This window comes from Pseudomonas sp. 91RF (genome assembly GCF_003576265.1).
In the GTDB taxonomy this organism is placed as follows: Bacteria; Pseudomonadota; Gammaproteobacteria; order Pseudomonadales; family Pseudomonadaceae; genus Aquipseudomonas; species Aquipseudomonas kribbensis.
Map to the genome: position 1 here is coordinate 311,431 of NZ_QWFC01000048.1, position 25,254 is coordinate 336,684.

The following is a 25,254-nucleotide window of genomic DNA, read 5'->3' on the forward strand; positions in this document are numbered from 1 at the left end:
AACACATTGTTTATCAATGACATGGAACCGGGCACAGACGAAAAAACCCGCTGGCGGGCGGGTCTTTTCCTGCATCAACAGATGCCTTTTCAGAACGCGGTCACACCTCCGTCCACGGCCAGCGAATGGCCAGTGGTGAACGCGGCGCCATCGCTGCACAGGTACAGCACGGCGCTGGCAATTTCCTCGACCTTGCCGATGCGACCCACCGGGTGCATGGCGTTGGCGAATTCGCCTTTCTTCGGGTCGGCCTCGTAGGCGCGACGGAACATGTCGGTATCGATCACCGCCGGGCAAACCGCGTTGACACGGATTTTCTTCTTGGCGTACTCGATGGCGGCAGACTTGGTCAGACCGATCACCGCATGCTTGGAAGCGGCGTAGATGCTCATCTTCGGCGCAGCACCCAGGCCGGCCACCGACGCGGTGTTGACGATCGCCCCGCCGCCCTGGGCCAGCAGCAACGGCAACTGATACTTCATGCACAGCCAGACGCCCTTGACGTTGACGCCCATGATCGCGTCGAACTCATCCATCGAGCCCTCGGCCAGTTTGCCTTTCTCGATTTCGATCCCGGCGTTGTTGAAGGCATAGTCGAGACGGCCGTAGGTCTTGATCACCTCGTCCATCAGATTTTTTACTTCGCTTTCGACGGTCACGTTGCAGCGCACGAAAGTCGCTTCACCGCCGGCTGTACGAATCAGCGCCACGGTGCCCTCGCCCCCGGCCGCATCCAGATCGGCTACCACCACTTTCAGACCTTCGGCGGCGAATGCCTGTGCGGTCGCGCGACCGATACCGTTGGCGGCGCCCGTGACGACGGCGACCTGACCGGAAAACGTCATGCTCATTGTTATGTCCTCGAATGCGGGGGATTGATGAAGGCAGCATAGCCACAGGGGCCTGAGTGACGTCAGCACTATCAAAAGGCCGGTTAGCCTTTCATGAATCGCAGTGATGAAACCCCGCCGGGGACTATCACCGTACTGGATCAGCGTGCATTCGCCCCGTGAGCCAACCTTGCGGCATCGCCCCTGAAGGTCTATCAACAAGGCTTCATTCAATTCGAGTGCCTGTCATGACCAACCAGACCAATCGCCAGTTCCTGCTCGCCAAACGCCCGGTGGGCGCCGCCACCCGCGAGACCTTCACCTATCAGGAAGTCCCGGTCGGCGAGCCGTCGGCAGGGCAGATTCTGGTCAAGAACGAATACCTGTCCCTCGACCCGGCCATGCGCGGCTGGATGAATGAGGGCAAGTCCTACATCCCGCCGGTGGGTCTGGGTGAAGTCATGCGCGCGCTGGGCGTAGGCAAAGTTGTCGCGTCAAACAATCCGGGGTTTGCCGTCGGCGACTACGTCAACGGTGCCATTGGCGTGCAGGATTACTTCCTCGGCGAGCCAAGAGGTTTCTACAAGGTCGATCCGAAACTGGCACCGCTGCCGGTTTATCTGTCCGCATTGGGCATGACCGGCATGACCGCCTACTTCGCCCTGCTCGATGTCGGCGCACCGAAGGCCGGCGATACCGTGGTGTTATCCGGTGCAGCGGGCGCGGTCGGCAGCATCGCCGGGCAGATCGCCAAGATCAAAGGCTGCCGGGTGGTCGGTATTGCCGGTGGCGCCGACAAGTGCAAGTTTCTGGTCGATGAACTGGGTTTCGATGGCGCAATCGACTACAAGAGCGAAGACGTGTTGGCCGGCCTTAAACGCGAATGCCCGAAAGGCGTGGACGTGTATTTCGACAACGTCGGCGGCGACATCCTCGACGCGGTTCTGAGCCGCCTGAACTTCAAGGCCCGCGTGGTGATTTGCGGTGCCATCAGCCAGTACAACAATAAAGAGGCGGTCAAAGGCCCGGCCAATTACCTGTCGCTGCTGGTCAACCGCGCGCGGATGGAAGGCTTCGTGGTGATGGATTACGCCGCGCAGTACGCCAGTGCCGCCCAGGAAATGGCCGGCTGGATGGCCAAGGGGCAGCTCAAGAGCAAGGAAGATATCGTCGAAGGCCTGGAAACCTTCCCGGAAACTCTGGGCAAACTGTTCAGCGGCGAAAACTTCGGCAAGCTGGTGTTGAAGGTCTGAAAACAATGAAGGGAGCCGTCGGGCTCCCTTCATTGAATCTTCAGCTGTTCGGTCAGGCCAGTTCGGCAACCACCGCAGCCAGGGCCTTGGCCGGATCCGCCGCCTGGCTGATCGGACGGCCGATCACCAGATAATCGGAACCGGCATCCAGCGCCTGACGCGGGGTCAGGATGCGACGCTGGTCGTCCTGAGCACTGCCGGCCGGACGAATCCCCGGGGTCACCAGTTGCAACGACGGGTGCGCGGATTTCAGTGCCGTGGCTTCCAGCGCCGAGCACACCAGACCGTCCATCCCGGCCTTCTCGGCCAGTGCCGCCAGGCGCAGCACCTGCTCCTGCGGCTCGATGTCCAGACCGATACCCGCCAGATCTTCACGCTCCATGCTGGTCAGCACGGTCACGCCGATCAGCAACGGTTGCGGACCACTGCGCTTGTCCAGCTCTTCACGGCAGGCCGCCATCATGCGCAGCCCCCCGGAGCAGTGAACGTTGACCATCCACACGCCCATCTCGGCAGCGGCCTTGACCGCCATCGCCGTGGTGTTGGGAATGTCGTGGAATTTCAGGTCGAGGAATACCTCAAAACCCTTGTCGCGCAGGGTGCCGACGATTTCCGAGGCACAGCTGGTGAACAGCTCCTTGCCCACTTTGACCCGGCACAGTTTCGGGTCCAACTGGTCGGCCAGCTTCAGTGCGGCGTCACGGGTGGGGAAATCCAGGGCGACGATGATAGGAGTCTGGCAGGCGGACATGGATGGGCTCTCAGGCAAGTCGAAATCGGCGCGCATTGTAGCGGAACCGGCGGCGGCGCGGCACCCGATGATCGGTAAATCGTCGCGCGGGACGTGATCAGCATAGCCTTGCAGGGTATTGTGTCGAAGCCGATACACAACCGACACGCCGACAACATGCGTCCGCGCTAGCCTCGCCAGCCGCAACAAGTCCTTACAGCAGCCCTTCCCGCCTCACGGCCGGACGCCTATGCTGAAACCACAACCTCGCAGCCTATCTTTGTGGTTGGCGGCTTACTGGCAGATGAACAGCCTCATGCACAACTCCCAAGTCTCCGTGAATGAAGAGCAGAAAGACGACAAGCGCTGGAGCATCCGCGCCCTGATCGTCGATGATGACGTGCCGATCCGCGAACTGATGATCGACTACCTGGCCCGCTTCAACATTCACGCCAGCGGCGTTACCGACGGCGCGGCCATGCGCCAGGCGATGCAGGCCGAACATTTCGACGTGGTGGTGCTCGATCTGATGCTGCCCGGCGAGGACGGCCTGTCACTGTGCCGCTGGCTGCGCGCGGAATCGGACATCCCGATCCTGATGCTCACCGCCCGTTGCGAACCCACCGACCGGATCATCGGCCTGGAATTGGGTGCCGATGACTACATGGCCAAACCGTTCGAACCCCGGGAGCTGGTGGCGCGGATCCAGACGATTCTGCGCCGGGTGCGCGACGACCGCACCGAACAGCGTGCGAACATTCGCTTCGACAATTGGCGCCTGAACAGCGTCCTGCGCCAGTTGATCGCCGACGATGGCCTGGTGGTGCCGCTGTCCAACGCCGAATTCCGCCTGCTCTGGGTGTTCATCGAACGGCCGCGCCGGGTGCTCAGCCGTGAACAGTTGCTGGACGCTGCCCGTGGTCGCTCGATCGAGGCCTTCGACCGCAGCATCGACCTGCTGGTCTCGCGTTTGCGGCAAAAACTCGGTGACGACCCGAAAGCTCCGCAGCTGATCAAGACCGTACGCGGTGAGGGTTACCTGTTCGACGCACGGGACATCGGCTGATGCGGGGGCGCTTCGACACGCTGTTCGGCCGCCTGTTCGGCGTGCTGTTCGTGGCGATCGTCCTGGCGCACCTGCTGGCTTTCGCCTGGTTCCACCATTACGGCCCGCCTCCCCCCCCTCCGCCGCCGGAATTTTCCCAGGGCGTCGAAGGACAACGTCCGCCACCGGATCCGCGCTTCGCCCATCGACCGCCGCGCCCCTGGTTCGGCGGGCCGCTGGTGCCACTGACCTTTCAGTTCATCTCGCTGATGATCGCTGCATGGTACGGCGCCAAACTCCTGAGCCGCCCGATCCAGCGTCTGAGTGACGCCGCCGAACGCCTCAGTGAAAACCTCGACAGCCCGCCGCTGGAAGAGTCCGGCCCGCGAGAGGCCCGGCAGGCGGCCCACACCTTCAACCTGATGCAGCAGCGGATTCGCGAACAGGTTCAACAACGCGCGCGTATGCTCGGCGCCGTGTCCCATGACCTGCGCACGCCTCTGTCGCGGCTCAAGCTGCGTCTGGAACAGATCGAGGACGACAAGCTGCAAGGCCAAATGCGTCAGGACCTGAACGACATGATCGGCATGCTCGACGCCACCCTCACCTACCTGCACGAACAACGCACCAGCGAAGCGCTGCAGATGATGGACGTGCAGGCGCTGGTCGAATCCCTGTGCGAGAACGCCCAGGATCAGGGCGCCGACGTGCAGGTCAGCGGCCATTGCGCACCACTGGCGGTTCAGCCAATGGCCCTGCGCTCATGCATCAACAACCTGATGGACAACGCCTTGCGCTACGCCGGGCAAGCACACATCGAACTGCAGGATCAGCGTGGACACCTGCTGATCCGCGTCATCGACCACGGCCCGGGCATCGCCGCCGACAAACGCGAAGCCGTGTTCGAGCCGTTTTTCCGCCTGGAAGGCTCGCGCAACCGCAACTCCGGCGGCGTCGGCCTGGGCATGACCATCGCCCGGGAAGCCGCGCAACGCCAGGGCGGCCAGTTGAACCTCGAAGAGACGCCTGGCGGTGGCCTCACTGCCGTGATTCGCCTGCCACGACTGTAAATCCGACTGTGTACCGCCCGGTACAAAACCCACATACCTGCGACACCTCACGCCTTGAGTCTGCATGAGCCGGTTCATGAACCGGTTTTCCATTACAAGGAGTGAGCCCATGATCGGTAGCGTCAGCAACTACACGAGCTATATCAGCACCAGCAGCACCTCCACGCAAAACGCCCGCAGCCAGCAACTGCAAAAGGAACTGTTCGCCAAACTCGACAGCAACGGCGACGGCAATGTGACGGCGAGCGAGTTGAGCAGCGCGTTGCAAGCCAGCGACAGCACCTCGTCCTCCAGCAGCGACACCAGCGCGGCGCTGCTCAAGGTGCTGGATAGCGACAGCAGTGGTGGCGTGAGCAGTGATGAGTTGAAAGCCGCGTTACAGGCGGGACGCCAGCGTCCAAACGATGAACAGACTGCCAGTACCACTCAAACCACGACCGAAGCGTTGAACCGGATGATTGCCAATCTGAGCAAGCAGTATTCGCTCGGTAATACGGCGTCGGTGGGTAAGTATTTGAATGTGGCGACTTGAGGTAGATACAAAAACAGGATGAGCGTTAGCTCGACAACGCTTTTGATCTTGATCCACCCGCCCCTTCGGAAGGCTGAGTGGAGGTGTTCATCCGGGGATTGGCACGTAGTGCCGTGCGGCGAAGCCGAACTCATCGACGAAGTCGATGCCCCCGGAGGGACACCGTAGCGAAGGAACCCGAGCCTGCGAGGGCCGAACGCCGGGGCGAGCGTTTTTTTGCTTACTTTTTTGAGGCGTTTGTCAAAAAAGTGAGTCGCCGTAAGGGCGAAACCATAAGCCGCCGTTACCGAAGAAACGGATATGTACACAGTAGACCCGGAGCCTGGCCGGCCCGAAGGCCGCCAAGGCTAACCTTCAACGCCGATCCTCAACCCGCCCCTGACTCTTGCTCCAATCCGTCAACAAACTATAAGCCACCGCCAAAAGCGTAGGCCCGATAAACAACCCGATAAACCCGAACGCGATCAACCCGCCAAACACCCCGAGCAACACAATCACCAACGGCAGATTCCCGCCACGGCTGATCAGATACGGCTTGAGCACGTTGTCCACGCCACTGATAATGAACGTCCCCCAGATCCCGAGAAACACCGCCATCCCGTACTCACCCTTCCAGGCCAGCCAGGCCGTGGCAGGAATCCACACCAGCGGCGGTCCCATCGGAATCAGACTGAGCAGGAACGTCACGATCCCCAGCACCAAAGCCCCCGGCACTCCGGCAATCAGGAACCCGATCAGTGCCAGGATCGCCTGCGCCGCCGCCGTACCGATCACCCCGTTCACCACCCGCTGCACCGTACCGGCCACCAGCTCGATGTAATACCCGGCACGATCACCGATCAACCGCTCCAGCAGGCTGTGCACGAACGCCGCCAGCCGCGGCCCGTCACGGTAGAAGAAGAACACGAAGACAATGCTCAGGGTCAGCTCGAGAATCCCGCCGCCGATCTGCGCACTGCGCGCCAGCAGCCAGTTGCCGACCTGCCCCAGATAAGGCTTGAGCGACACCATCAGCGCCGCCCCCTGCTGATCGACACTGTTCCAGAAACCGACCAGCCGCTCCCCCACCAGCGGAATCGTGCCGAGCCAGGCCGGCGCTTCCGGCAGGCCGTCGACCTGCACATCCTTGATGAACACCGTGGCATCGCGCACGTGATCGGCCAGGTTGAACCCCAGCCATACCAGCGGTGCCGCCACCAGCAGCATCCAGCCCAGGGTCAGGATACTTGCCGCCAGAGATTCGCGGCCGCCGAGCCAGCGCGTCAGCAGGCGCATCAACGGCCAACTGGCGAACGCCAGCACCGCGCCCCAGAACAGCGCCGACCAGAACGGCGCCATCACCCAGAAACTGGCACCGAACAACACCAGCAACAGGATCTGCACCAGCAGACGATCATTATTGGGCATGTGAAATCTCGAAAAAGTCAGTCAGGCAAAGAGTAGGCGAACACGCCGGGCGTGTCCGCCGCAGACACCTTACCGCAACAGATCGATGCGCAGGCCGGCACCTTCGACATTGCCGGTTTCCATCCGGGCCGCACGCACGCCCTGCGTGATCAACGCCTGACGCCAGGCTTCGGCCTTGAGCCCGGAAACCGTGACCCGCAACGTCGTGTCGAGGTTCAGGCCACGGGACAGCAGACGCAGCCAGGTGTCATCCGGATCGCCAGCCAGTTTCGGCAATTTCAGCTCGCCGGTGTCTTTCAACTGGCGCAACAGCGTCGCGGACGTCGGCAGCAGCTCCCCCAACGGCGTGGCGGCCTCGAACTGCTCGACATGCAGATAGGCTTTGCGATTGCCGCGAGTGATGCTGTACAGCGCCACCAGCGTGTTGTCGCGAGGTGCCGCCAGCCTCAGCAGCAGATAGGCCTGTTGCTCGTCGGCACCGTACAGCTTGGCGTTGCCGAACACTTCGTTGGCCCACAGGCTGCTTTCGCCGCAATCCCTGGCCTGACACCAGAACAACAGTTCGGCGTCCTGTTTTTGCAGGGCTTCGCGGGCGACGGTGAAGGCTTCGTTGGCGGAATGTTCCGGCGGCAATTCGTAGGTGACCGAGGTGGTCTGCCCACGGGCGCCGACCTGGCCGTCGAAACGCAGCTGGCCGCTGATCTTGCGGATCGAGCCCATCGGGTAAATCCGCTCCAGCGTCGCGGCCGGGCGATAGTCGACGATCTGCGCATCGGCCAGACGCGGCACGATCGGCAGATCCTGACTGCCCGGCAGGTCGGCAGCGAGCAACACGGGACTGAAACAGCACAGCGCCAGCAGACTGAAAGATCGCATGGACAAGCTCATCGGATCGGCATGGCCGGGGCGCCTTTCTGGCTATTCGGGTTCGCAGCGGTGTAGAAATCCATTGTGGTTGTCTCCCATTTCAACCCGCCCAGCCTCGACAGTTGCCCGGGGCAAGTCAAGGAATGGCGAAGAACCGATTGAAACAGTCTGCGACAAGGACCGCACCCGACTCGTCGTTCAGGTGCAGATGGTGCCCGCCCGGCAGCTGTTCCTGGCTAAAGGGTAGACGCTCCAGCAGCTCGGGGTGTTTGGCCAGCATGCCGTCGGCTGCCACCACCAATTGTGCAGGGCAGGCAATGCGCTGGATGAAGGCCATTGCCTGCTCATGAGTCAGACGCAGGGGCGATGGCAGGGTCAGACGGTTGTCGGTACGCCAGGTGTAACCGCCGGGCACCGGCATCAGGCCGCGTTGCGCCAGCAGCTCGGCGGCCTCACGACTGACTGCCACCAGGCCTTTCATGCGCACTTCGATGGCCCGGTCGAGAGTGTCATAGACCGGTTTGCGTTTTTCCCGCAAATCAAGCTGTGCCTGCAGCGCCATGCCCATGCGTTCGGCGGCGTTTTCGCCTTTATCCGTAGGAGGAATCACCCCGTCGATCAATGCCAGATGGGTGATGCGCTCCGGCAACGACCCCGCCAGCACCAGCGAAACAATCGCCCCCAGCGAATGCCCGAGCAGGCCGAAGCGCTGCCAGCCCAACTGCTCGGCGACTTGCAGCACGTCATGGGCGTAATCCCACAAGGCGTAACCCGCGCCGACCGGGCGATGCCCCGAATGACCATGACCGGCCATGTCCAGCGCAACAATGCGCAAGCCTTTGAGCTTCGGCGCCAGGCGAGCGAAGCTGTTGGCGTTATCCAGCCAGCCATGCAGGGCAATCACCGGCAACCCGTCTTCCGGGCCGAAAATGTGTGCCGCCAGCTCGATATGCGGCAGGCTCAGGCGCACTTCTTCGACCGACGGGCTCATGCGCAATCCTTGTGCTGGCGGTTTTCCCAGCGAGTGAACAGATTCTTCAGCAGTTGTGCAGTGTCCTGCGGCCGCTCAAGAGGAAACATGTGACCGCCAGGCACGGTCAGCGACTCGCCCTGAGGCAGACGGCCGACGAACCGGGTGTGATGGTTCATCACCACGCGACTCTTTTGCCCGCGCCCCACCGCCAGCGGCACCTGAAGCTGTCGGGTCCGCCCCGGACTGGTGTGCGGCACACCGCGATAGATGCTGATCTCGGTGGCCGGATCAAAGCGCAGGCGCAGCTTGTCGCCAACCTTGTGCAAACCGTGCTGCAAGTAGGCGTCGAAGCACTCGGGATCGAAGCCACGGAACAGAGTCTTGCCGGCAAAGTAGCTGCGGGCACTGTCGAGGTCGGCGAATTCTTCGCGTCGCCCCAATGTGCGACCGGCCGGGGTGAGTTTATCGATGAAGCCAAAACGCTTGGCAGCACGGATCACCCATCGGTCGGTGCGGGTCAGCACCGGCGAATCGAGCATCACGACTCCGCGATACAACTCGGGGCAACGCAGCGCGGCGTGCAGGTGCAGCATTCCGCCGAAGGAATGGCCAACGCCCCACACCGGCTCGTCCTGCTGTTGCAGGTGGTGAATCAGTTCGTCCACCAGGTGGTACCAGTTGTCACCCGCCGGAAAACGCGGATCGTGGGCATGCTGCTCCAGATGCGTCACCCGGAACTCCGGCGCCAACGCCGAGAACAGCTTGCCGTAGGTGCCGGAAGGGAAACCGTTGGCGTGGGCGAAGAAGATCGGTTGCGACATACGGGTAAATCCATGGGCGGTAAACGTGACGTTGATTGTCCGTAAGACCGCGCTTCACAGCAATGACCGTAACTGCCAGGAATGATGACAGTCCGGTCAAGGCTATGACGGATCGGTCAGCGTGCCGGCGGTTGCTCGCCCAGCGGCACCACGGCCATGGTCAGCCGCGACACGCAACTGGCCTTGCCCTCATCGCTGGTCAGGCGGATGTCCCAGACATGGGTGGTGCGGCCGATGTGAATCGGCTTGGCCACCGCCGTCACCCGTCCGCTGCGCAGGCCGCGCAAGTGGTTGGCGTTGATCTCCAGCCCCACGCAATAGAACTTGCTGGCATCGATGCACAGGTAACTGGCCATCGAGCCGACGGTCTCGGCCAGCACCACCGAGGCGCCGCCGTGCAGCAGGCCGTAAGGCTGATGGGTGCGATGATCGATGACCATGCTGGCCGTCAGCGACTCTTCGTCGAAGGACTCGAAGCGGATGTCCAGCACTTCGCCAATGGTGTTTTTCTGGATTGCGTTCAACTGCTCGATGTTCGGAGTGGTGCGCCACAAGGTCATCGCAGGCTTCCTTTGTTGTTTTGATCGTCGCTCAATCCTGCCACAGCACCGCCTCGCTGCGCTCGCTCCATTCTTCGAAGCGCGCGCCGTAGGTGTCTTCGATGACGTTGCGCTTGATCTTCAGGGTCGGCGTGAGAAAGCCGTTCTCCACCGCCCAACTGTCCTTGACCACCACCAGACGCCGCAGGCGTTCGTGCTTGTCGAGGACGGCGTTGACCTCCTCCAACAGCTTTTCCAGGCTCGAATGCAATTGCGGTCGTGCGTCTTCATGCCCGGCTGCCGAGATCACACATAACCCCAGCGGTGCGCTCAGACCATCGCCGACCACACAGACCTGTTCGATCCGGGTATGCACGGCGAGGCGGTTTTCAATCGGTGCCGGGGCGACGTATTTACCCTTGCTGGTCTTGAAGATTTCCTTGAGCCGCCCGGTCAGGCGCAAACGACCTTCGGCATCCTGTTCACCCTTGTCGCCGGTGCGCAGAAAGCTGTCGGCGGTCAGGGTCTCGGCGGTTTTCTGCGGTTCCTTGAAATAGCCCAGCATGTTGGCCTGGCTGCGCACCTGCACTTCGCCGGACTCGTCGATTCGCACCTCGACGTCAGGACATGGCCGGCCGATCCAGCCTTCCTTGTATTGCCCCGGCAGGCAGATGTGCGAATAGCCGCAGCTCTCGGTCATGCCGTAGACCTCCAGCACGTCGAGCCCGAGTTTCTGATACCAGCGCAACAACGTCAGCGGCACCGGCGCCGCACCGGACAACGCCACGCGCAGGGCATCCAGCCCCAATCCGGCCAGCACCTTGTGGCCGATCCGTTTGCCGATGAAGGGCAGACCGAGGAGGAAATCCAGGCGTTTCGCCGGAATCTTGCTGTAGACGCCCATCTGGAATTTGGTCCAGATCCGCGGCACGCCAAACATCGCCGTCGGCCGTGCCCGTCTCAGATCATCGAGAAAGGTATCGAGACTCTCGGCAAAGAACACCGTCTGCCCGGTATAGATCGACGCCAGTTCGACGAACATCCGTTCAGCCACATGGCACAGCGGCAGATAGGACAGCAGCCGGTCGTTTTCATTGAGGCCGAACAATTGCGTGCCGCGAGTCGTTGCGAACCCGAGGTTGGCAAAACTGTGCATCACGCCTTTGGGCAGGCCGGTGGTGCCGGAGGTGTAGATGATGGTCGCCAGTTGCTCGGCGGCGGGTCGCGGATCGTCCTGGATCGGTGAATAGCGTTGCAGGTCGCCCCAGTTGAAATCGAACTCGCCCGGCGGGTGCAGCGGCAGACTGATGGTTGGCAGATCCGTCGGCACACCCACCGACATCCCCGGCCAGTCATCCAGTTTGCCGACGAACGCCAATACGCTTTCGGAATGGGTGAGGACCTGATTGACCGAGTCGGCGGTGAGGTTGGGATAGAGCGGCACGGAAACATGGCCGGCCATCCAGATCGCCAGGTCGGCGATGATCCAGTGGGCGCAGTTTTTCGAGATCAGCGCGATGTGGCTGCCTTGGGGCAACTCCCGGGAGCGCAGCCAGTGTGCGGCGCAGCGGGCCTGAAGGCCGACGTCGGCCCAGGTCAGCGTCTCGACCTGCCCGCCGCCAATGGGCTGCACCAGAAAGCGTTGGCGCGGGTGCCGGGCCTCGCGTTCGTAGAACACGTCCAGCGGCAATCGAAAAGCAGCAGACATGCGACTCGCTCCTTTCTTTTTGGGATGGAGCAAGCGTAGTCAACCAAGCAAGTGCTTGGTTGACTATTTCATACAAAAAATTTCACGGATGCTTGAGGCTGTTGAGCGTCATCGAGCCGATCAGCAACTCGCTGTGCTCAAGCTCGGCCAGTCCGGCAGTGCTGACCTTTTCCGGCGGATAGCCGGCGCCGTGTTGCAGATAACTGAGCAGATGCCCGACCAGCGGATTGTGGCTGACCAGCAGCACATTGCTTACCGACACCAGTTGCTCGGCGACGCGGTCCGGATCGACTTCCGGTGTCAGCCATTCGACCGTGCGGATCTCCGGCTCGAAACCCAACGCCTCGCGCACCAGTTGCGCGGTCTGCTGTGCCCGCAAGTACGGACTGGCGTAGATCGCCGTCAGTGGCTGGCCCATCAACCGGGCGGCGCTGCTGAGCACTTCCTTGCGGCCGTGAGCGGTCAGTTCCCGCTCCGAATCGGGGCGCGAGCCATAGGGCTCGGCCTCGCCGTGACGCAATACCCAGAGTTTCATAGCTTGGGTTCCTCATCCCGGGCCGGATGCGGTGCCGGCGCGACGACGTGTGGCGCTTCACCTTCCGGGGTACGCGGCGCCGGCCAGTCGGCGAACGGCCAGGGTTTCTGGTCGCTGTGGAAACTGCCGAACCGACCGATCTGGGCCAGGAACTGGCTCAGGCTGTCACCGAAATTCATCAGACCGGCGCTCGGGGCGCCATAGATCAAACGATAGATCAACTGCACCAGCACCACCGCGCCGAGGATGAACTGCGCCACTTGCCAGACCACGATGTAGACGATCATCCACAACACCCGCAGCAGGATGGATTCGTACTTGGCTTCGGTTTTCGGATCGTTCATGTCTAGCTCCCCTGCCCTGAAATAAAAGGCAATCAGTTGAAACCACTGGTGGAAATGAAGTCGACGTCGGTCTTCGGCTCGGCGCGCATCAACAGGCCGATCACCTGTTCCAGCGTGCGCCCTTCGAACAGGATCGCGTGGAGCCCGGCGACCAGCGGCATGTACACGCCGACCTCCTGGGCCTTGGCCTTGAGCACTTTCAGGGTGTTGACCCCTTCGGCCACTTCACCGAGGCGCGATACCGCTTCGTCGAGGCTCAAACCCTGCCCCAGAGCGAAACCGACCTGATAGTTGCGGCTTTTCGGCGACGAGCAAGTGACGATCAGATCGCCGACCCCGGCCAGACCGAGGAAGGTCATCGGGTTGGCACCCTGATTCACCGCAAACCGGGTCATTTCGGCCAGGGCGCGAGTGATCAGCATGCTCTTGGTGTTCTCGCCCATCTCCAGCGCCACCGCCATGCCGGCAATGATCGCGTAGACGTTTTTCAGTGCACCGCCCAGCTCCACGCCGAAGCGGTCGGCACTGGCATAGACACGGAAAGTGCGACCATGCAGCGCGGCCTGCACTTCTTTGCACAGTTCTTCGTCCTCACTGGCGACCACCGTGGCAGTCAGCGCGTGCTCGGCGATTTCCCGCGCCAGGTTCGGCCCGGACAGCACGCCGATGCGCGCCTGCGGGGCGATTTCTTCGAGGATCTGGCTCATCAGTTTGAAGGTGTGGGCTTCGATGCCCTTGGTCAGGCTGACCAGCATCTTGCCGCTCAGGCGCTCGGCATGCGCCGCCAATACCGTGCGCAGTGCGCTCGATGGCAACGCGACGAAGCACAACTCGCAGGCATCGAGGGTTTCCTGCAGGTCGGTGACGGCCGTCACGCCCGGCAGAATCTTGATGCCTTTGAGATAACGCGGGTTCTCGCGATTGACCCGGATGGCCTCGGCCTGTTCGGGGTCACGCATCCACTGCCGGACTTGATGGCCGTTCTCGGCCAACAGATTGGCCACGGCGGTACCGAAACTTCCGCCTCCCAGGACCGCAATCGGGCGCTGTTCAGTCATATGTAATCCGTTAATCCATACCAGTTGCGATGCGGGCATTATACGGAGCGGCCCCTTCTCGGACAGCCCCGGCGTCAATTACCCGCACTTGTAGGAAGAAGACCAATAAAACCGAGGAAAATGCCCGCAACGTGACTGGAAAAGTCACTGTCCTCGGTTAACATGCGCGCCAATTCTTTGCTATCAAGGCTGCGTCGTGTTTTCTGGCACTCCCTCCCCCCGTTCGTCCCTGCTGCTGGCGCTGCTGTTCAGCCCGATGTTGCTGGCGGACGACCTGTTTCTCGACGGCGAGGCCTTGCCCCAGATCCTCACGGCCACGCGCCTGAAACAGTCACCGGCGGAAGTCCCCGGCAGCATGACCGTGATCGACAGCGAACTGATCAACGCCAGCGGTGCCCGGGACATCAGCGAACTGCTGCGCCTGGTGCCCGGGATGATGGTCGGCAACATCAGCGGCAATCAGGCGGTGGTGAACTATCACGGCACCAACGCCACCGAAGCACGGCGCATGCAAGTGCTGATCGATGGCCGCTCGGTGTACCGCGCCGGCCTGGCCACGGTGGACTGGAGCGACATCCCGGTGGCCATGGAAGACATCGAACGCATCGAGGTTTTTCGCGGGCCGAACACCGTCAGTTACGGCGCCAACGCGCTGATGGCGGTGGTCAACATCATCACCCGCAACCCGGCCGACAGCCACGGCACACGGCTGAAAATCACCCGTGGCCAACGGGGCATCAATGACTTCTATGCCAGTCAGGGAACGGGCTGGAATGGCGGCGACCTGCGTCTGTCGCTGTCCGGCCAGGAAGATGACGGCTTCGACAGCGACCGCACCGGCGCTGATTACCGTGACAGCCGCCGCTTGAACCGCTTCAGCCTTGCCGTGAGCCAGACCCTCAGCGACAACCAGAGCGTGGATTGGCAGCTCAATGCCAAGGACGGGACCAACCAGCGGCCCTATACCTACCGTCCGGTGTTCTCGGGGATTACCGCTGCCGGGAACAATTCCGACGTGATCGCCAAGGATTACGCCGGCTCGGTGCGCTGGAACCTGGACATCAACCCCGACCACAGCCTCTATGTACAAGGCTCGGCGCAACACTGGGATCGCCAGCAGACCTGGCGAGCCTGCGACGCCGAGGTGTCGTTCAGCCCGCAACTCACGGAGCTGTGGCAACTCAACCCGAACTACACCGAGCAACTGGCACGCAACATCACCCGCTACACCGGGCCCGGTGCTGCGCCCGGCAAGCCAACGGAAATGGCCCTGGCCAATCAGGTGCTCGATCAATGGCGTAACGGCGCCAGCCGGACCCTGTGCGGCGACATCGACCAGAGTACCCGGGAATCGCGCTATGACCTGGAATTGCAGGACACCCTCAGCCTGTCCGACAGTCTGCGTCTGGTCAGCGGCCTGAACTATCGTTACGACCGGGCCGATTCCGAGACCTATTTCAACGGAACCCTGGACGACACCACGTGGCGCGCCTTTGGCCAACTGGAATGGCGCGCCAGCGAACACTGGCTGTTGCAGGGCGGCGCCATGTTTGAAAACACGCAACTGATCGGCAGTTCGCTGACACCCAGGTTTGCCGTCAATTACCTGATCAACCCGCGCCACAGCCTGCGCGCGGTGTACTCGGAAGCGATCCGCTCGCCGGACATGTTCGAGAACAACGTCAACTGGAGTTATCAGGTGACCAACCTGCGCCCCTCCGCCTACGGCCAGTCTTCGGCCCGTTACTTCGTCAAGACCCGGGGCCCCGGCGATCTGGATCAGGAGCACATGCGCTCGCGGGAACTGGGTTACAACGGCTTTTTCCCGGAATGGGGCCTGGCGCTGGACGTGAAGCTGTTCTACGACGAAATCACCGGGATGATCAGCGAGCCGCTGCGCAACAATCAGTACATCGCCAGCAACGCCAACGACTCGCGCTTTCGCGGCACCGAAACCCAGCTGGACTGGCGCCTGAGCGCGGCCGATCGACTGCGCCTGACTTACGCCTACGTCGACGCCGAGGCGAGCAACCCGCTGGACCAGCAGTTCACCGCGCGCAACAGTGGCTCGGTCGGCTGGCTGCGCGATTGGGGCCAGGGCTGGAACAGCGCCCTCTTCTATTACGGTGACAACGCACTCAACGGTTATCGCTTCGAGCGGGTCGACACGCGCATCGCCAAACGCATCCCGCTGGGCAAGGCCCAACTGCAACTGGCCGGCGTGCTGCAACAGCGTCTGGACAATGAGCCGACCACGTTCGTCGACAACAATTACGACGAACGCCGAGTGATGTATTTCAGCGCCGAGCTGGAGTTCTAGATGCGTTACGCCCTGTCACGGAAGATGCCAACCGCCGGCCAATGGCTGGCCGGGTTGTGCCTGTTCCTGACAGCCTGGCTGCACGGCGTGGCGGTGCAGGCGGCCGACATTCTGCTGACCGGCGCCGAGGAAAGCCCCGGCGTGCAATCGTTCGTCCAGGCCCTGAGCGAGCTGCGCCCAACCGACCGCGTACATTTCCAGCCACTGGCGAGCCTGCCGACGCCGGGCAAGTTGCCCTCCAGCCTGCGCCTGATCCTGCTCGACCTGCCGAGCCTCGACTGGCGCATGCAGGAACCCCAGGGGCCAGCGACGCTGGTCCTGCGCATCAGCCGCCTGCAGGCCCGTCAACGCTTCGGCTCCGCGCAACCGCCGCACTTGAGCCTGCTGTGGAGCGATCCGCCACTGAGTCGTCAGTTGCAACTGATACGACGGATCCTGCCCCAGGCTCAGCGGGTCGGCGTGCTGTTCGATCAGCACAGCGAATTCCTGCTCAAGGAGCTGCAATCGGCCGCCCAGCCGCTGAATCTGCAAATCGTCCCGCAGCGCTGGGACAACACCCACGACAGTCGCCCCTTGCAGACCGTGCTGAAAAACAGCGATGTGCTGCTGGGCCTCGACGATCCCGACCTGTACAACCCGAGAACCGCGAAGAACCTGCTGCTCAGCAGCTATTCGCGGCAACTGGCGCTGATCGGTCCGAACGTTTCGTTCGTGCGCGCCGGCAGCCTCGCCAGTACTTACAGCGACCAGAGTGACTGGCTGACGGTGCTCGACGAATTGCTCGACCGCCCACCGGCCGCCTGGCCGAGAGCGCTCTATCCCGAGCGTTTTAAAGTTTCAAGCAATGCGCAGGTGGCTCGTTCATTAGGTATTGAACCGATGAACGAAGCGTCTGTTGCCGAAGAGCTGGCCGAAGGAGAGCGCCGCCCATGATTTTCCGCCGTTGGGACATCAATACCCGTACCCAGTTGATCAGCCTGGGCCCTGCGCTGCTGCTGACCTTGCTGCTGATCAGTTTTTTCACCTTCGTGCGCATCCAGGATTTGCGCCAGGAGCTGAATCACACCGGCCAACTGATCGCCAACCAGCTCGCGCCCGCTACCGAGTACGGAGTGATTTCCGGCAACAACGAGGTATTGGAAAGCCTGCTGAAAGCCACACTGGCCACGCCAAATGTGCGCTTTCTCGAAATCCAGGACAGCGCCAACCGGATTCTGGCGTATGTCGAACAACCATCGGATACGCACAAACGCCCGCATCAGGTCGAAGTGTTCCAGTCACCGGTGCGGCTGCAACGGATTGCCTTGCACAATGATTTCTTTCAGGACGGCAAGACCAATAACGGCGGTGCCAGCGAGGATTATCTGGGGCGGGTGATCGTCGGCCTGTCCAACGATGCGTTCAGTCAGCGCCAACAGGAGATCCTGCTCAAGGCCGGGATCCTGGCGCTGTTCGCCCTGCTCTTCACCTTCGTTCTGGCGCGGCGCCTGGCCGGCAGCCTGTCGCAGCCGATCCGCGACATTGGCGATGCGGTCAAGGCGATTCAGGACGGTGACTACAAGACGCCGTTGCCGATTGTCGATGACACCGAGCTGGGAGCCTTGTCGCAGCACATCAACAATCTGGCCCAGGCACTCGAACAGGCCAGTCGCGAACAGCACCAGGCCATGGCGCAACTGATCCAGACCCGTGAAGAGGCGGAAAAGGCCAACAATGCCAAGTCGGACTTCCTGGCCATGATGAGCCATGAACTGCGCACCCCGATGAACGGTGTCCTGGGCATGCTGCAATTGCTGGAAACCACGGAGATGACAGAGGAGCAGATCGAGTACGCGGCGCTGGCCTCCGAGTCCACCGAACATTTGCTCAAGGTGATCAACGACATTCTGGATTTCTCGCGCATCGAGCGCTCGGAACTGGAGCTGGAGCACATCCCGTTCAACCTCGCCGATCTGATCGGGGCGTGTGCGCAGTCATTCCAGCACAGCGCGGCGCAACGTGGGCTGGAGTTGCAACTGCGGATTCCCGAAGACCTGCGCGGTTTGCAGGTACAGGGTGACCCGACGCGGATCCGGCAGATTCTGGTCAATCTGGTGGGCAATGCGCTGAAGTTCACGGAACAGGGGCGCGTCAGCATCGAGGCGCAGTGGCAGTCGCTGGATCACGAATTGCTGTGGTTCACCTGCTCGGTGCGCGACAGCGGCATCGGGATTTCTTCGGAAAGCCTGGAATTGATGTTCAACGCGTTCCAGCAGGCTGACAGCTCGATTTCGCGTCGTTATGGCGGGACCGGTCTGGGCCTGCCGATTGCCCGCACCCTGGCCGAACGCATGGGCGGCACCTTGCGCGCGCAAAGCGAAGAAGGTCGCGGCTCGGTGTTTACCCTGGAAATTCCACTGGCTTTATATAAGCAGGCATTGCCGATGCTGACGGCGCCTCGTGCAATCGATGGCAATGCTCACGGCGAAGGCCGCAATGTCCTGCTGGTGGAGGACAACCCGGTCAACCAGACCGTGATCGAGGCCATGCTGCGCAGCCTGGGCTTCACGGTGAGCGTTGCCACCGATGGCATGCAGGCTGTACGCAGTGCCGGAGGCAGTCGTTACGAAGCGATCCTGATGGACTGCCGTTTGCCGATCATCGACGGTTACGAAGCGACCCGACAGATACGCCGCCTGCCCGGCTGCGGCCATGTGCCGATCATCGCCCTGACGGCCAACGCCTTGCAGGGCGATCGGGAAAACTGCCTGTCGGCGGGCATGAACGATTACCTGGCCAAGCCATTCAAACGCAATGACCTGCAGCAGATTCTGCAGCGCTGGGTGCAGTAGAGAGGCCCTTTCGAGCATCTGCGACTGGCGTGAAAAGCGAAAGTGCGGCAGTCTTAGGCACCCGAACGAGCCTCAAAAGGGGCTTGAATAAAAATTTCAGTGCACAAGTGTACATTCATGTCCTTGGTGCTGTGACTTTCACCACAACGCAATAGTCTATGAGTAGGCTGCCGGTTCGAGGCATGAACGCGTCGATCGGTCGGGAAGATTTGCCCCACCTGCCGCATGGGATTATTGAGGAGCTCGCATGACCAAACAAAACGCCTTTACTCGGGAAGACCTGCTGCGCTGCAGTCGCGGTGAGCTGTTCGGCCCAGGTAACGCGCAACTGCCCGCCCCGAACATGCTGATGGTGGATCGCATCACCCTGATCAGCGAAGAAGGCGGCAAGTACGGCAAAGGTGAATTGGTCGCCGAGCTGGATATCAACCCTGACCTGTGGTTCTTCGCTTGCCACTTCGAGGGCGATCCGGTAATGCCGGGCTGCCTGGGTCTGGACGCCATGTGGCAACTGGTCGGTTTCTTCCTGGGCTGGCAAGGCCTGCCGGGCCGTGGCCGTGCGCTGGGTTCGGGCGAAGTGAAATTCTTCGGCCAGGTCCTGCCGACCGCCAAGAAAGTCACCTACAACATTCATATCAAACGCGTCCTGAAGGGCAAGCTGAACCTGGCCATCGCCGACGGTTCGGTGACTGTCGACGGTCGCGAAATCTACACCGCCGAAGGCCTTCGCGTCGGCGTGTTCACCTCCACTGACAACTTCTAAGGGTTATTCGCATGCGCCGCGTCGTTATCACTGGTCTGGGCATTGTTTCGTGCCTGGGCAATGACAAAGAGACCGTCTCCGCTAACCTGCGTGCAAGCCGCCCTGGCATCCGGTTCAACCCGGAATACGCCGAAATGGGTCTGCGTAGCCAGGTTTCCGGCTCCATCGACCTCAACCTTGAAGAACTGATCGATCGCAAGATCTATCGTTTCGTCGGCCACGCAGCGGCTTACGCCTACCTGGCCATGAAAGACGCCATCACCGATTCCGGTCTGACCGAAGAGCAGGTGTCCAACCCGCGTACCGGCCTGATCGCAGGTTCGGGCGGTGCGTCGACCCTGAACCAGATGGAAGCGCTGGATATCCTGCGCGAGAAAGGCGTCAAGCGCGTCGGCCCATACCGTGTAACACGGACCATGAGCAGCACCGTTTCGGCGTGCCTGGCCACTCCGTTCAAGATCAAGGGCCTGAACTACTCCATCGCGTCTGCCTGCGCCACCAGTGCTCACTGCATCGGTACCGCCATGGAACAGATCCAGATGGGCAAGCAGGACATCGTGTTCGCCGGTGGCGGTGAAGAGGAGCACTGGAGTCAGTCGTTCCTGTTCGACGCAATGGGCGCTCTGTCCAGCAAGCGCAACGACACCCCGGAAAAAGCCTCCCGCGCCTACGACGCCGACCGTGACGGTTTCGTCATCGCTGGCGGTGGCGGCATGGTCGTGGTCGAGGAGCTGGAACACGCTCTGGCCCGTGGCGCGAAGATCTACGCGGAAATCGTCGGCTACGGCGCGACTTCCGACGGTTACGACATGGTGGCTCCAAGCGGCGAAGGCGCCATCCGCTGCATGCAGCAGGCGCTGTCCACCGTCGACACCCCGATCGACTACCTGAACACCCACGGCACCTCGACTCCGGTCGGCGACGTCGCGGAAATGAAAGGCGTGCGTGAAGTGTTCGGCGACAAGGCCCCGGCCATCAGCTCCACCAAGAGCCTGTCGGGTCACTCCCTGGGCGCCGCCGGCGTTCACGAAGCGATCTACTGCATGCTGATGATGGAAGGCAACTTCATCGCCGGTTCCGCCAACATCGACGAGCTGGACCCTGAAGTGGCCGATCTGCCGGTGCTGACCAAGACCCGCGAGAACGCCACCATCAACACCGTGATGAGCAACAGTTTCGGCTTCGGTGGCACCAACGCCACCCTCGTGCTGAAGCGCTGGGAAGGCAAGTAATTCCCTTCCGCTGAGCCGCACATGAAAACGCCCCGACTGGTTCGGGGCGTTTTTTTTGCCTGCACAAAACTCTCCGGACAAACGCAAAACCTGTGGGAGCGAGCCTGCTCGCGATGACGGAGTGTCAGCCGTCCAAGACGCCAACCGGAATACCGCTATCGCGAGCAGGCTCGCTCCCACAAGGGCGGCGGTGCGCTACAAAGATGAAACTTCTGTCATGCAACTTACCGCCCTGCGACTGAATGTCGCGGATTCAGCGGGCTCCAGCGCTGTTGCAGATTTCGCAAGAATACATTGCACAAATCGAGCGTTTACTTAGCAGGCTAACAAATTTTATAAAAGAGTCCTGCACACGCCTTGCTGCAGATAACAGAGATTGGAGCTAGCAGATGACTGTAAAAGTAACTGAACGCGACGATTCACACATGTCCCATGAAGGCGTAGCCGCCGGCGTACGGATCTGGGATGTGCATCAACAAGACTTGCTGGTCGGCATGTTCCACAACGAGATCGATGCCCACAACTACAAGGCCGAACTGGAACTGCAAGAACGGCAGCGGGATCTGAAATCCGCCTGAACCGAAACCACAGCATTGAAAACGACAAACCCCGCCATTGGCGGGGTTTGTCGTTATCGGGCTTCATCAGGGCCGCTTTGCGGCCCGGCGGGAGCAAGCTCCTTCGCCACAGACGATTACCACATCAGATCGTCAGGGATCACATAGGCCGCGTACGGATCATCCTCGGCACTGACTTCTTCGACCTTCTCGTTGAGCTGCACGATGCGCTGTGGATCGCGCTCCTGAATCTTCAGGGCCGCCTCACGAGGAATCACCTCATAGCCGCCGGCATGGTGCACGATCGCCAGCGAACCGCTGCTGAGCTTGTTGCGCATCAGCGTGTTGACGGAGATGCGCTTGACCTTCTTGTCGTCGACGAAGTTGTAGTAGTCCTCGGTGGTCAGCTTCGGCAGACGCGAGACTTCGATCAACTGCTTGACCTGCGCCGCGCGGGCCTTGGCTTCCGCCTTCTCCTGCTGCTGACGGTTCAGCTCCTGGTCGCGCTTGACCTTCTCGGCCATGGCTTCCTGGGCAGCACGCTGCTGGGAGTCATCCAGTTCGATCTGGCCCTTGTGGGCCAGACGCTGTTGTTTCTGTTTGTCTTTGCTGACCTGCTTGGCCTGCTTTTGGTTGACCAGTCCTGCCTTGAGCAACTGGTCGCGAAGGGAAAGGCTCATTGATGCTTACTCACTTGGGCAACGGCTCAGCCGCAGCTGGGCAAATTCTTTTCCTGACGTTTGGCTTCACCCCACAGGGCGTCCAACTCTTCGAGGGTGCAATCTTCCATGGGGCGGTGGGTGTCGCGCAATGCCTGTTCGATAAAACGGAAGCGTCGTTCGAACTTGCCATTGGCGCCACGCAATGCGGTTTCCGGGTCGACCTTCAGATGCCGTGCCAGATTGACCACGGAAAACAGCAGGTCGCCGATTTCGTCCGCTACCGCTTGCGGGTCATTCTCGGACATGGCTTCGAGCACTTCATCGAGCTCTTCGCGCACCTTGTCCAGCACCGGCAACGCATCCGGCCAGTCGAAACCGACCTGCCCGGCGCGCTTCTGCAACTTGGCCGAACGGGACAAGGCCGGCAACGCAGCGGGCACATCGTCGAGCAGTGACAGTTGCTGCGGCTCGGCGGATTTCTCGGCGCGTTCTTCGGCCTTGATCTCCTCCCAGCGCTGCTTGACCTGCTCTTCGCTCAGGCGCGGCACGTCCAGCGGCGCATACAGATCGCCAGTCGGGAATACATGCGGGTGACGACGAATCAACTTGCGGGTGATGCTGTCGATCACCCCGGCAAATTCAAACCGCCCTTCTTCCCGGGCCAACTGGCTGTAATACACCACCTGAAACAGCAGATCGCCCAACTCGCCCTGCAAGTGATCGAAGTCGCCGCGCTCGATGGCGTCGGCGACTTCGTAGGCTTCCTCGAGGGTGTGCGGGACGATGGTCGCGTAGGTTTGCTTGATGTCCCACGGGCAACCGTACTGCGGATCCCGCAGACGGTTCATCAGGTGCAACAGGTCTTCAAGGCTGTAGGTCGGTTTCATGGAGTCCGGTTACGCCGCGTCTCGATGATGTTCGGCAACTGGGAAATCCGCCCCAGCAACCGGCCCAGTGCGTCCAGCCCCGGAATCTCGATGGTCAGGGACATCAGCGCGGTGTTGTCCTCCTTGTTCGAGCGGGTGTTGACCGCCAGCACGTTGATCCGTTCGTTGAGCAGCACTTGCGAGACGTCACGCAGCAGACCGGAACGGTCGTAGGCGCGGATGACGATGTCCACCGGATAGGTGAGCACCGGCACCGGGCCCCAGCTGACCTGGATGATCCGCTCCGGCTCGCGCCCGGCCAGTTGCAGCACCGAGGCGCAGTCCTGACGGTGAATGCTCACGCCGCGCCCTTGAGTGATGTAACCGACGATCGCATCGCCCGGCAACGGCTGGCAGCAGCCGGCCATCTGGGTCATCAGGTTGCCGACGCCCTGGATCTGGATGTCGCCGCGCTTGCCCGGCTTGTAGCCGGTGGCCTTGCGCGGAATCAGCTCCAGCTGTTCGTTGCCGCGCTCCGGCTCGACCAGTTGTTGCGCCAGGTTGACCAGTTGCGCCAGACGCAGGTCGCCTGCCCCGAGGGCGGCGAACATGTCTTCGGCGGTTTTCATGTTGGCCTTGTCGGCCAGCTTGTCGAAATCCACCGCCGGCAGACCAAGGCGATTGAGCTCGCGCTCGATCAGGGTCTTGCCCGCCGCGACATTCTGGTCGCGAGCCTGCAACTTGAACCAGTGAACGATCTTCGCCCGCGCCCGGGATGTGGTGACGTAACCGAGGTTCGGGTTCAGCCAGTCGCGGCTCGGCGTGCCGTGCTTGCTGGTGATGATCTCGACCTGCTCGCCGGTCTGCAGGCTGTAGTTGAGCGGCACGATGCGCCCGTTGATCTTCGCGCCACGGCAGTTGTGACCGATTTCGGTGTGAACCCGGTAGGCGAAGTCCAGCGGCGTCGCGCCTTTCGGCAAGTCGATGGCGTGACCGTCCGGGGTAAAGATGTAGACCCGGTCCGGTTCGATATCGACCCGCAGCTGTTCGGCCAGACCACCGATGTCACCCAGCTCTTCGTGCCACTCGAGCACCTGACGCAGCCAGGAGATTTTCTCTTCGTAGTGGTTCGAGCCGGATTTGACGTCAGTGCCCTTGTAGCGCCAGTGCGCGCAGACGCCAAGTTCGGCTTCTTCGTGCATCGAATGGGTACGGATCTGGACTTCCAGCACCTTGCCTTCCGGGCCGATCACCGCCGTGTGCAGCGAGCGGTAGCCGTTTTCTTTCGGGTTGGCGATGTAGTCGTCGAATTCTTTCGGGATGTGCCGCCACAGGGTGTGGACGATGCCGAGCGCGGTGTAGCAGTCGCGCATTTCCGGCACCAGCACGCGCACCGCACGCACGTCGTAGATCTGGCTGAACTCCAGACCCTTGCGCTGCATTTTGCGCCAGATCGAATAGATATGCTTGGCCCGGCCGCTGATGTCGGCATCGACGCCGGTGGCCTGCAATTCGTCCTTGAGCTGGGTCATCACGTCGGAGATGAAGCGCTCGCGGTCGAGCCGCCGCTCGTGCAGCAACTTGGCGATCTGTTTGTATTGATCAGGCTCAAGGTAACGGAAGGACAAGTCCTCCAGTTCCCATTTGATATGACCGATGCCGAGACGGTGGGCCAGCGGCGCATAGATGTCGAAGACTTCCCGGGCGACCCGGTTGCGCTTTTCGTCGTCGGCGGTTTTCACCGCACGGATCGCACAGGTGCGTTCGGCGAGTTTGATCAGCGCGACGCGTACGTCGTCGACCATCGCCACAAGCATCTTGCGCAGGTTTTCCACCTGGCCCTGGGTGCCCATCACCATCGACTGGCGCGGGCTGAGGCTGGCACTGATCGCAGCCATGCGCTGCACGCCGTCAATCAGTTTGGCGACCACCGGGCCGAAGCGCTGGCTGACCGCTGCCAGTTCGATCTGGCCTTCGCGCACGCCACGGTAAAGCACCGCCGCGACCAGCGAATCCTGATCGAGCTTGAGGTCGGCGAGAATCTCCGCGATCTCGAGGCCGGTGCTGAAACTGCCGCTGCCTTCGGACCAGAGATTCTTCGCCGCGTTGGACTGTTGCTCGGCCTGTCGAGCGTACTCACAGGCCTCCTTCAAGGCTTCGCGATCCAGTGCCAGATCGACACTGACCGCATGATCGAGCCAAGCCTCGAGATTGATACTGCCGTCGGTGTTGATCGGCTGGTGTGCTCTCACCTGTACCATCTTGCTTTACCTTCCCTACGACGCAGACTCAATGCGTCAAATCACTGACC

Annotated in this window: 23 protein-coding genes and 1 pseudogene; 10 read left to right on the top strand and 14 right to left on the bottom strand. The window is 61.6% G+C overall.

Features of this window, described 5'->3' with window-relative positions; genetic code table 11:
- Nucleotides 1-89: 89 nt before the first annotated feature.
- Nucleotides 90-851 (bottom strand): SDR family oxidoreductase, encoded by a 762-nt coding sequence (locus DXT77_RS26305; protein WP_085710959.1) that lies wholly within the window; start codon nt 849-851, stop codon nt 90-92.
- Between the two features lie 227 nt (nt 852-1,078).
- On the opposite strand from DXT77_RS26305, the gene DXT77_RS26310 reads away from it, so the two are divergent.
- On the top strand, nt 1,079-2,083 hold the full coding sequence (locus DXT77_RS26310; protein WP_119429755.1) for an NADP-dependent oxidoreductase: 1,005 nt from the start codon (nt 1,079-1,081) through the stop codon (nt 2,081-2,083).
- Between the two features lie 52 nt (nt 2,084-2,135).
- Here the strand turns inward: DXT77_RS26310 and pyrF are convergent, their stop codons facing one another.
- Nucleotides 2,136-2,834 carry an orotidine-5'-phosphate decarboxylase gene (gene pyrF, locus DXT77_RS26315; RefSeq protein ID WP_178083495.1) on the bottom strand — a complete coding sequence of 233 codons (699 nt, stop codon included), beginning with the start codon at nt 2,832-2,834 and terminating at the stop codon, nt 2,136-2,138.
- A gap of 283 nt (nt 2,835-3,117) precedes the next feature.
- Here pyrF and DXT77_RS26320 point away from each other — a divergent pair, with 283 nt between their 5' ends.
- From DXT77_RS26320 to DXT77_RS26330, 3 genes and pseudogenes are all read left to right on the top strand, one after another.
- Nucleotides 3,118-3,879 carry a response regulator gene (locus tag DXT77_RS26320; protein WP_371320993.1) on the top strand — a complete coding sequence of 254 codons (762 nt, stop codon included), beginning with the start codon at nt 3,118-3,120 and terminating at the stop codon, nt 3,877-3,879.
- Entirely contained in the window at nt 3,879-4,928 is a 1,050-nt protein-coding gene (locus tag DXT77_RS26325; protein ID WP_119429757.1) for a HAMP domain-containing sensor histidine kinase, read from the top strand. The genes DXT77_RS26320 and DXT77_RS26325 overlap by 1 nt, the downstream gene beginning before the upstream one ends.
- 181 nt (nt 4,929-5,109) lie before the next feature.
- A pseudogene (locus DXT77_RS26330) lies at nt 5,110-5,460 on the top strand (EF-hand domain-containing protein); the annotation flags it as partial.
- A gap of 354 nt (nt 5,461-5,814) precedes the next feature.
- On the opposite strand, the gene DXT77_RS26335 reads toward DXT77_RS26330, so the two are convergent.
- From DXT77_RS26335 to DXT77_RS26375, 9 genes are all read right to left on the bottom strand, one after another.
- Nucleotides 5,815-6,867, bottom strand: coding sequence for an AI-2E family transporter (locus DXT77_RS26335; RefSeq protein WP_119429759.1), 1,053 nt, complete (start codon nt 6,865-6,867; stop codon nt 5,815-5,817).
- A 69-nt stretch (nt 6,868-6,936) separates the two neighbouring features.
- On the bottom strand, nt 6,937-7,743 hold the full coding sequence (locus DXT77_RS26340) for a DUF4892 domain-containing protein (protein WP_119429760.1): 807 nt from the start codon (nt 7,741-7,743) through the stop codon (nt 6,937-6,939).
- Between the two features lie 127 nt (nt 7,744-7,870).
- Nucleotides 7,871-8,725, bottom strand: coding sequence for an alpha/beta hydrolase (locus DXT77_RS26345; RefSeq protein ID WP_119429761.1), 855 nt, complete (start codon nt 8,723-8,725; stop codon nt 7,871-7,873).
- Nucleotides 8,722-9,528 carry an alpha/beta fold hydrolase gene (locus DXT77_RS26350; protein WP_119429762.1) on the bottom strand — a complete coding sequence of 269 codons (807 nt, stop codon included), beginning with the start codon at nt 9,526-9,528 and terminating at the stop codon, nt 8,722-8,724. Before DXT77_RS26350 ends, DXT77_RS26345 begins: the two co-directional genes overlap by 4 nt.
- A gap of 116 nt (nt 9,529-9,644) precedes the next feature.
- Complete coding sequence (locus DXT77_RS26355) at nt 9,645-10,088, bottom strand: hotdog fold thioesterase (protein WP_007957810.1); 444 nt, start codon at nt 10,086-10,088, stop codon at nt 9,645-9,647.
- Nucleotides 10,089-10,119: 31 nt separating this feature from the next.
- The gene (locus tag DXT77_RS26360; protein ID WP_119429763.1) at nt 10,120-11,775 is read right to left on the bottom strand and encodes an AMP-binding protein; all 1,656 of its coding nucleotides are present in this window, start codon (nt 11,773-11,775) and stop codon (nt 10,120-10,122) included.
- Between the two features lie 82 nt (nt 11,776-11,857).
- A complete protein-coding gene (sixA, locus tag DXT77_RS26365; protein WP_085710970.1) occupies nt 11,858-12,310 on the bottom strand; it encodes a phosphohistidine phosphatase SixA in 453 nt (150 codons plus the stop codon).
- Complete coding sequence (locus tag DXT77_RS26370) at nt 12,307-12,654, bottom strand: DUF4389 domain-containing protein (protein ID WP_085710971.1); 348 nt, start codon at nt 12,652-12,654, stop codon at nt 12,307-12,309. The genes sixA and DXT77_RS26370 overlap by 4 nt, the downstream gene beginning before the upstream one ends.
- 32 nt (nt 12,655-12,686) lie before the next feature.
- Nucleotides 12,687-13,712 carry an NAD(P)H-dependent glycerol-3-phosphate dehydrogenase gene (locus tag DXT77_RS26375; protein WP_114884804.1) on the bottom strand — a complete coding sequence of 342 codons (1,026 nt, stop codon included), beginning with the start codon at nt 13,710-13,712 and terminating at the stop codon, nt 12,687-12,689.
- Nucleotides 13,713-13,968: 256 nt separating this feature from the next.
- Between DXT77_RS26375 and DXT77_RS26380 the strand changes: the two genes are divergently transcribed.
- From DXT77_RS26380 to DXT77_RS26405, 6 genes are all read left to right on the top strand, one after another.
- A complete protein-coding gene (locus DXT77_RS26380; protein ID WP_372238696.1) occupies nt 13,969-16,032 on the top strand; it encodes a TonB-dependent receptor plug domain-containing protein in 2,064 nt (687 codons plus the stop codon).
- Nucleotides 16,033-16,965, top strand: coding sequence for an ABC transporter substrate-binding protein (locus DXT77_RS26385; RefSeq protein ID WP_119429765.1), 933 nt, complete (start codon nt 16,033-16,035; stop codon nt 16,963-16,965).
- Entirely contained in the window at nt 16,962-18,863 is a 1,902-nt protein-coding gene (locus DXT77_RS26390) for an ATP-binding protein (protein WP_119429766.1), read from the top strand. Before DXT77_RS26385 ends, DXT77_RS26390 begins: the two co-directional genes overlap by 4 nt.
- A gap of 247 nt (nt 18,864-19,110) precedes the next feature.
- Entirely contained in the window at nt 19,111-19,626 is a 516-nt protein-coding gene (gene fabA / locus DXT77_RS26395; RefSeq protein WP_003227150.1) for a 3-hydroxyacyl-[acyl-carrier-protein] dehydratase FabA, read from the top strand.
- A gap of 11 nt (nt 19,627-19,637) precedes the next feature.
- A complete protein-coding gene (gene fabB, locus DXT77_RS26400) occupies nt 19,638-20,858 on the top strand; it encodes a beta-ketoacyl-ACP synthase I (protein ID WP_007974551.1) in 1,221 nt (406 codons plus the stop codon).
- 389 nt (nt 20,859-21,247) lie between these two features.
- Nucleotides 21,248-21,436: a hypothetical protein gene (locus DXT77_RS26405; RefSeq protein WP_007957795.1), complete on the top strand. Its 189-nt coding sequence runs from the start codon at nt 21,248-21,250 to the stop codon at nt 21,434-21,436.
- Nucleotides 21,437-21,552: 116 nt separating this feature from the next.
- Here the strand turns inward: DXT77_RS26405 and DXT77_RS26410 are convergent, their stop codons facing one another.
- Genes DXT77_RS26410 through relA form a run of 3 tightly spaced genes read right to left on the bottom strand, consistent with a single transcriptional unit; the run spans nt 21,553 to nt 25,204 of the window.
- Nucleotides 21,553-22,095, bottom strand: a complete 543-nt coding sequence (locus DXT77_RS26410; protein ID WP_119429767.1) for a DUF2058 domain-containing protein — start codon at nt 22,093-22,095, stop codon at nt 21,553-21,555.
- Nucleotides 22,096-22,121: 26 nt separating this feature from the next.
- Nucleotides 22,122-22,964, bottom strand: coding sequence for a nucleoside triphosphate pyrophosphohydrolase (mazG, locus tag DXT77_RS26415; RefSeq protein ID WP_119429768.1), 843 nt, complete (start codon nt 22,962-22,964; stop codon nt 22,122-22,124).
- Complete coding sequence (gene relA, locus DXT77_RS26420; RefSeq protein ID WP_119429769.1) at nt 22,961-25,204, bottom strand: GTP diphosphokinase; 2,244 nt, start codon at nt 25,202-25,204, stop codon at nt 22,961-22,963. Before relA ends, mazG begins: the two co-directional genes overlap by 4 nt.
- Between the last annotated feature and the right edge of the window lie 50 nt (nt 25,205-25,254).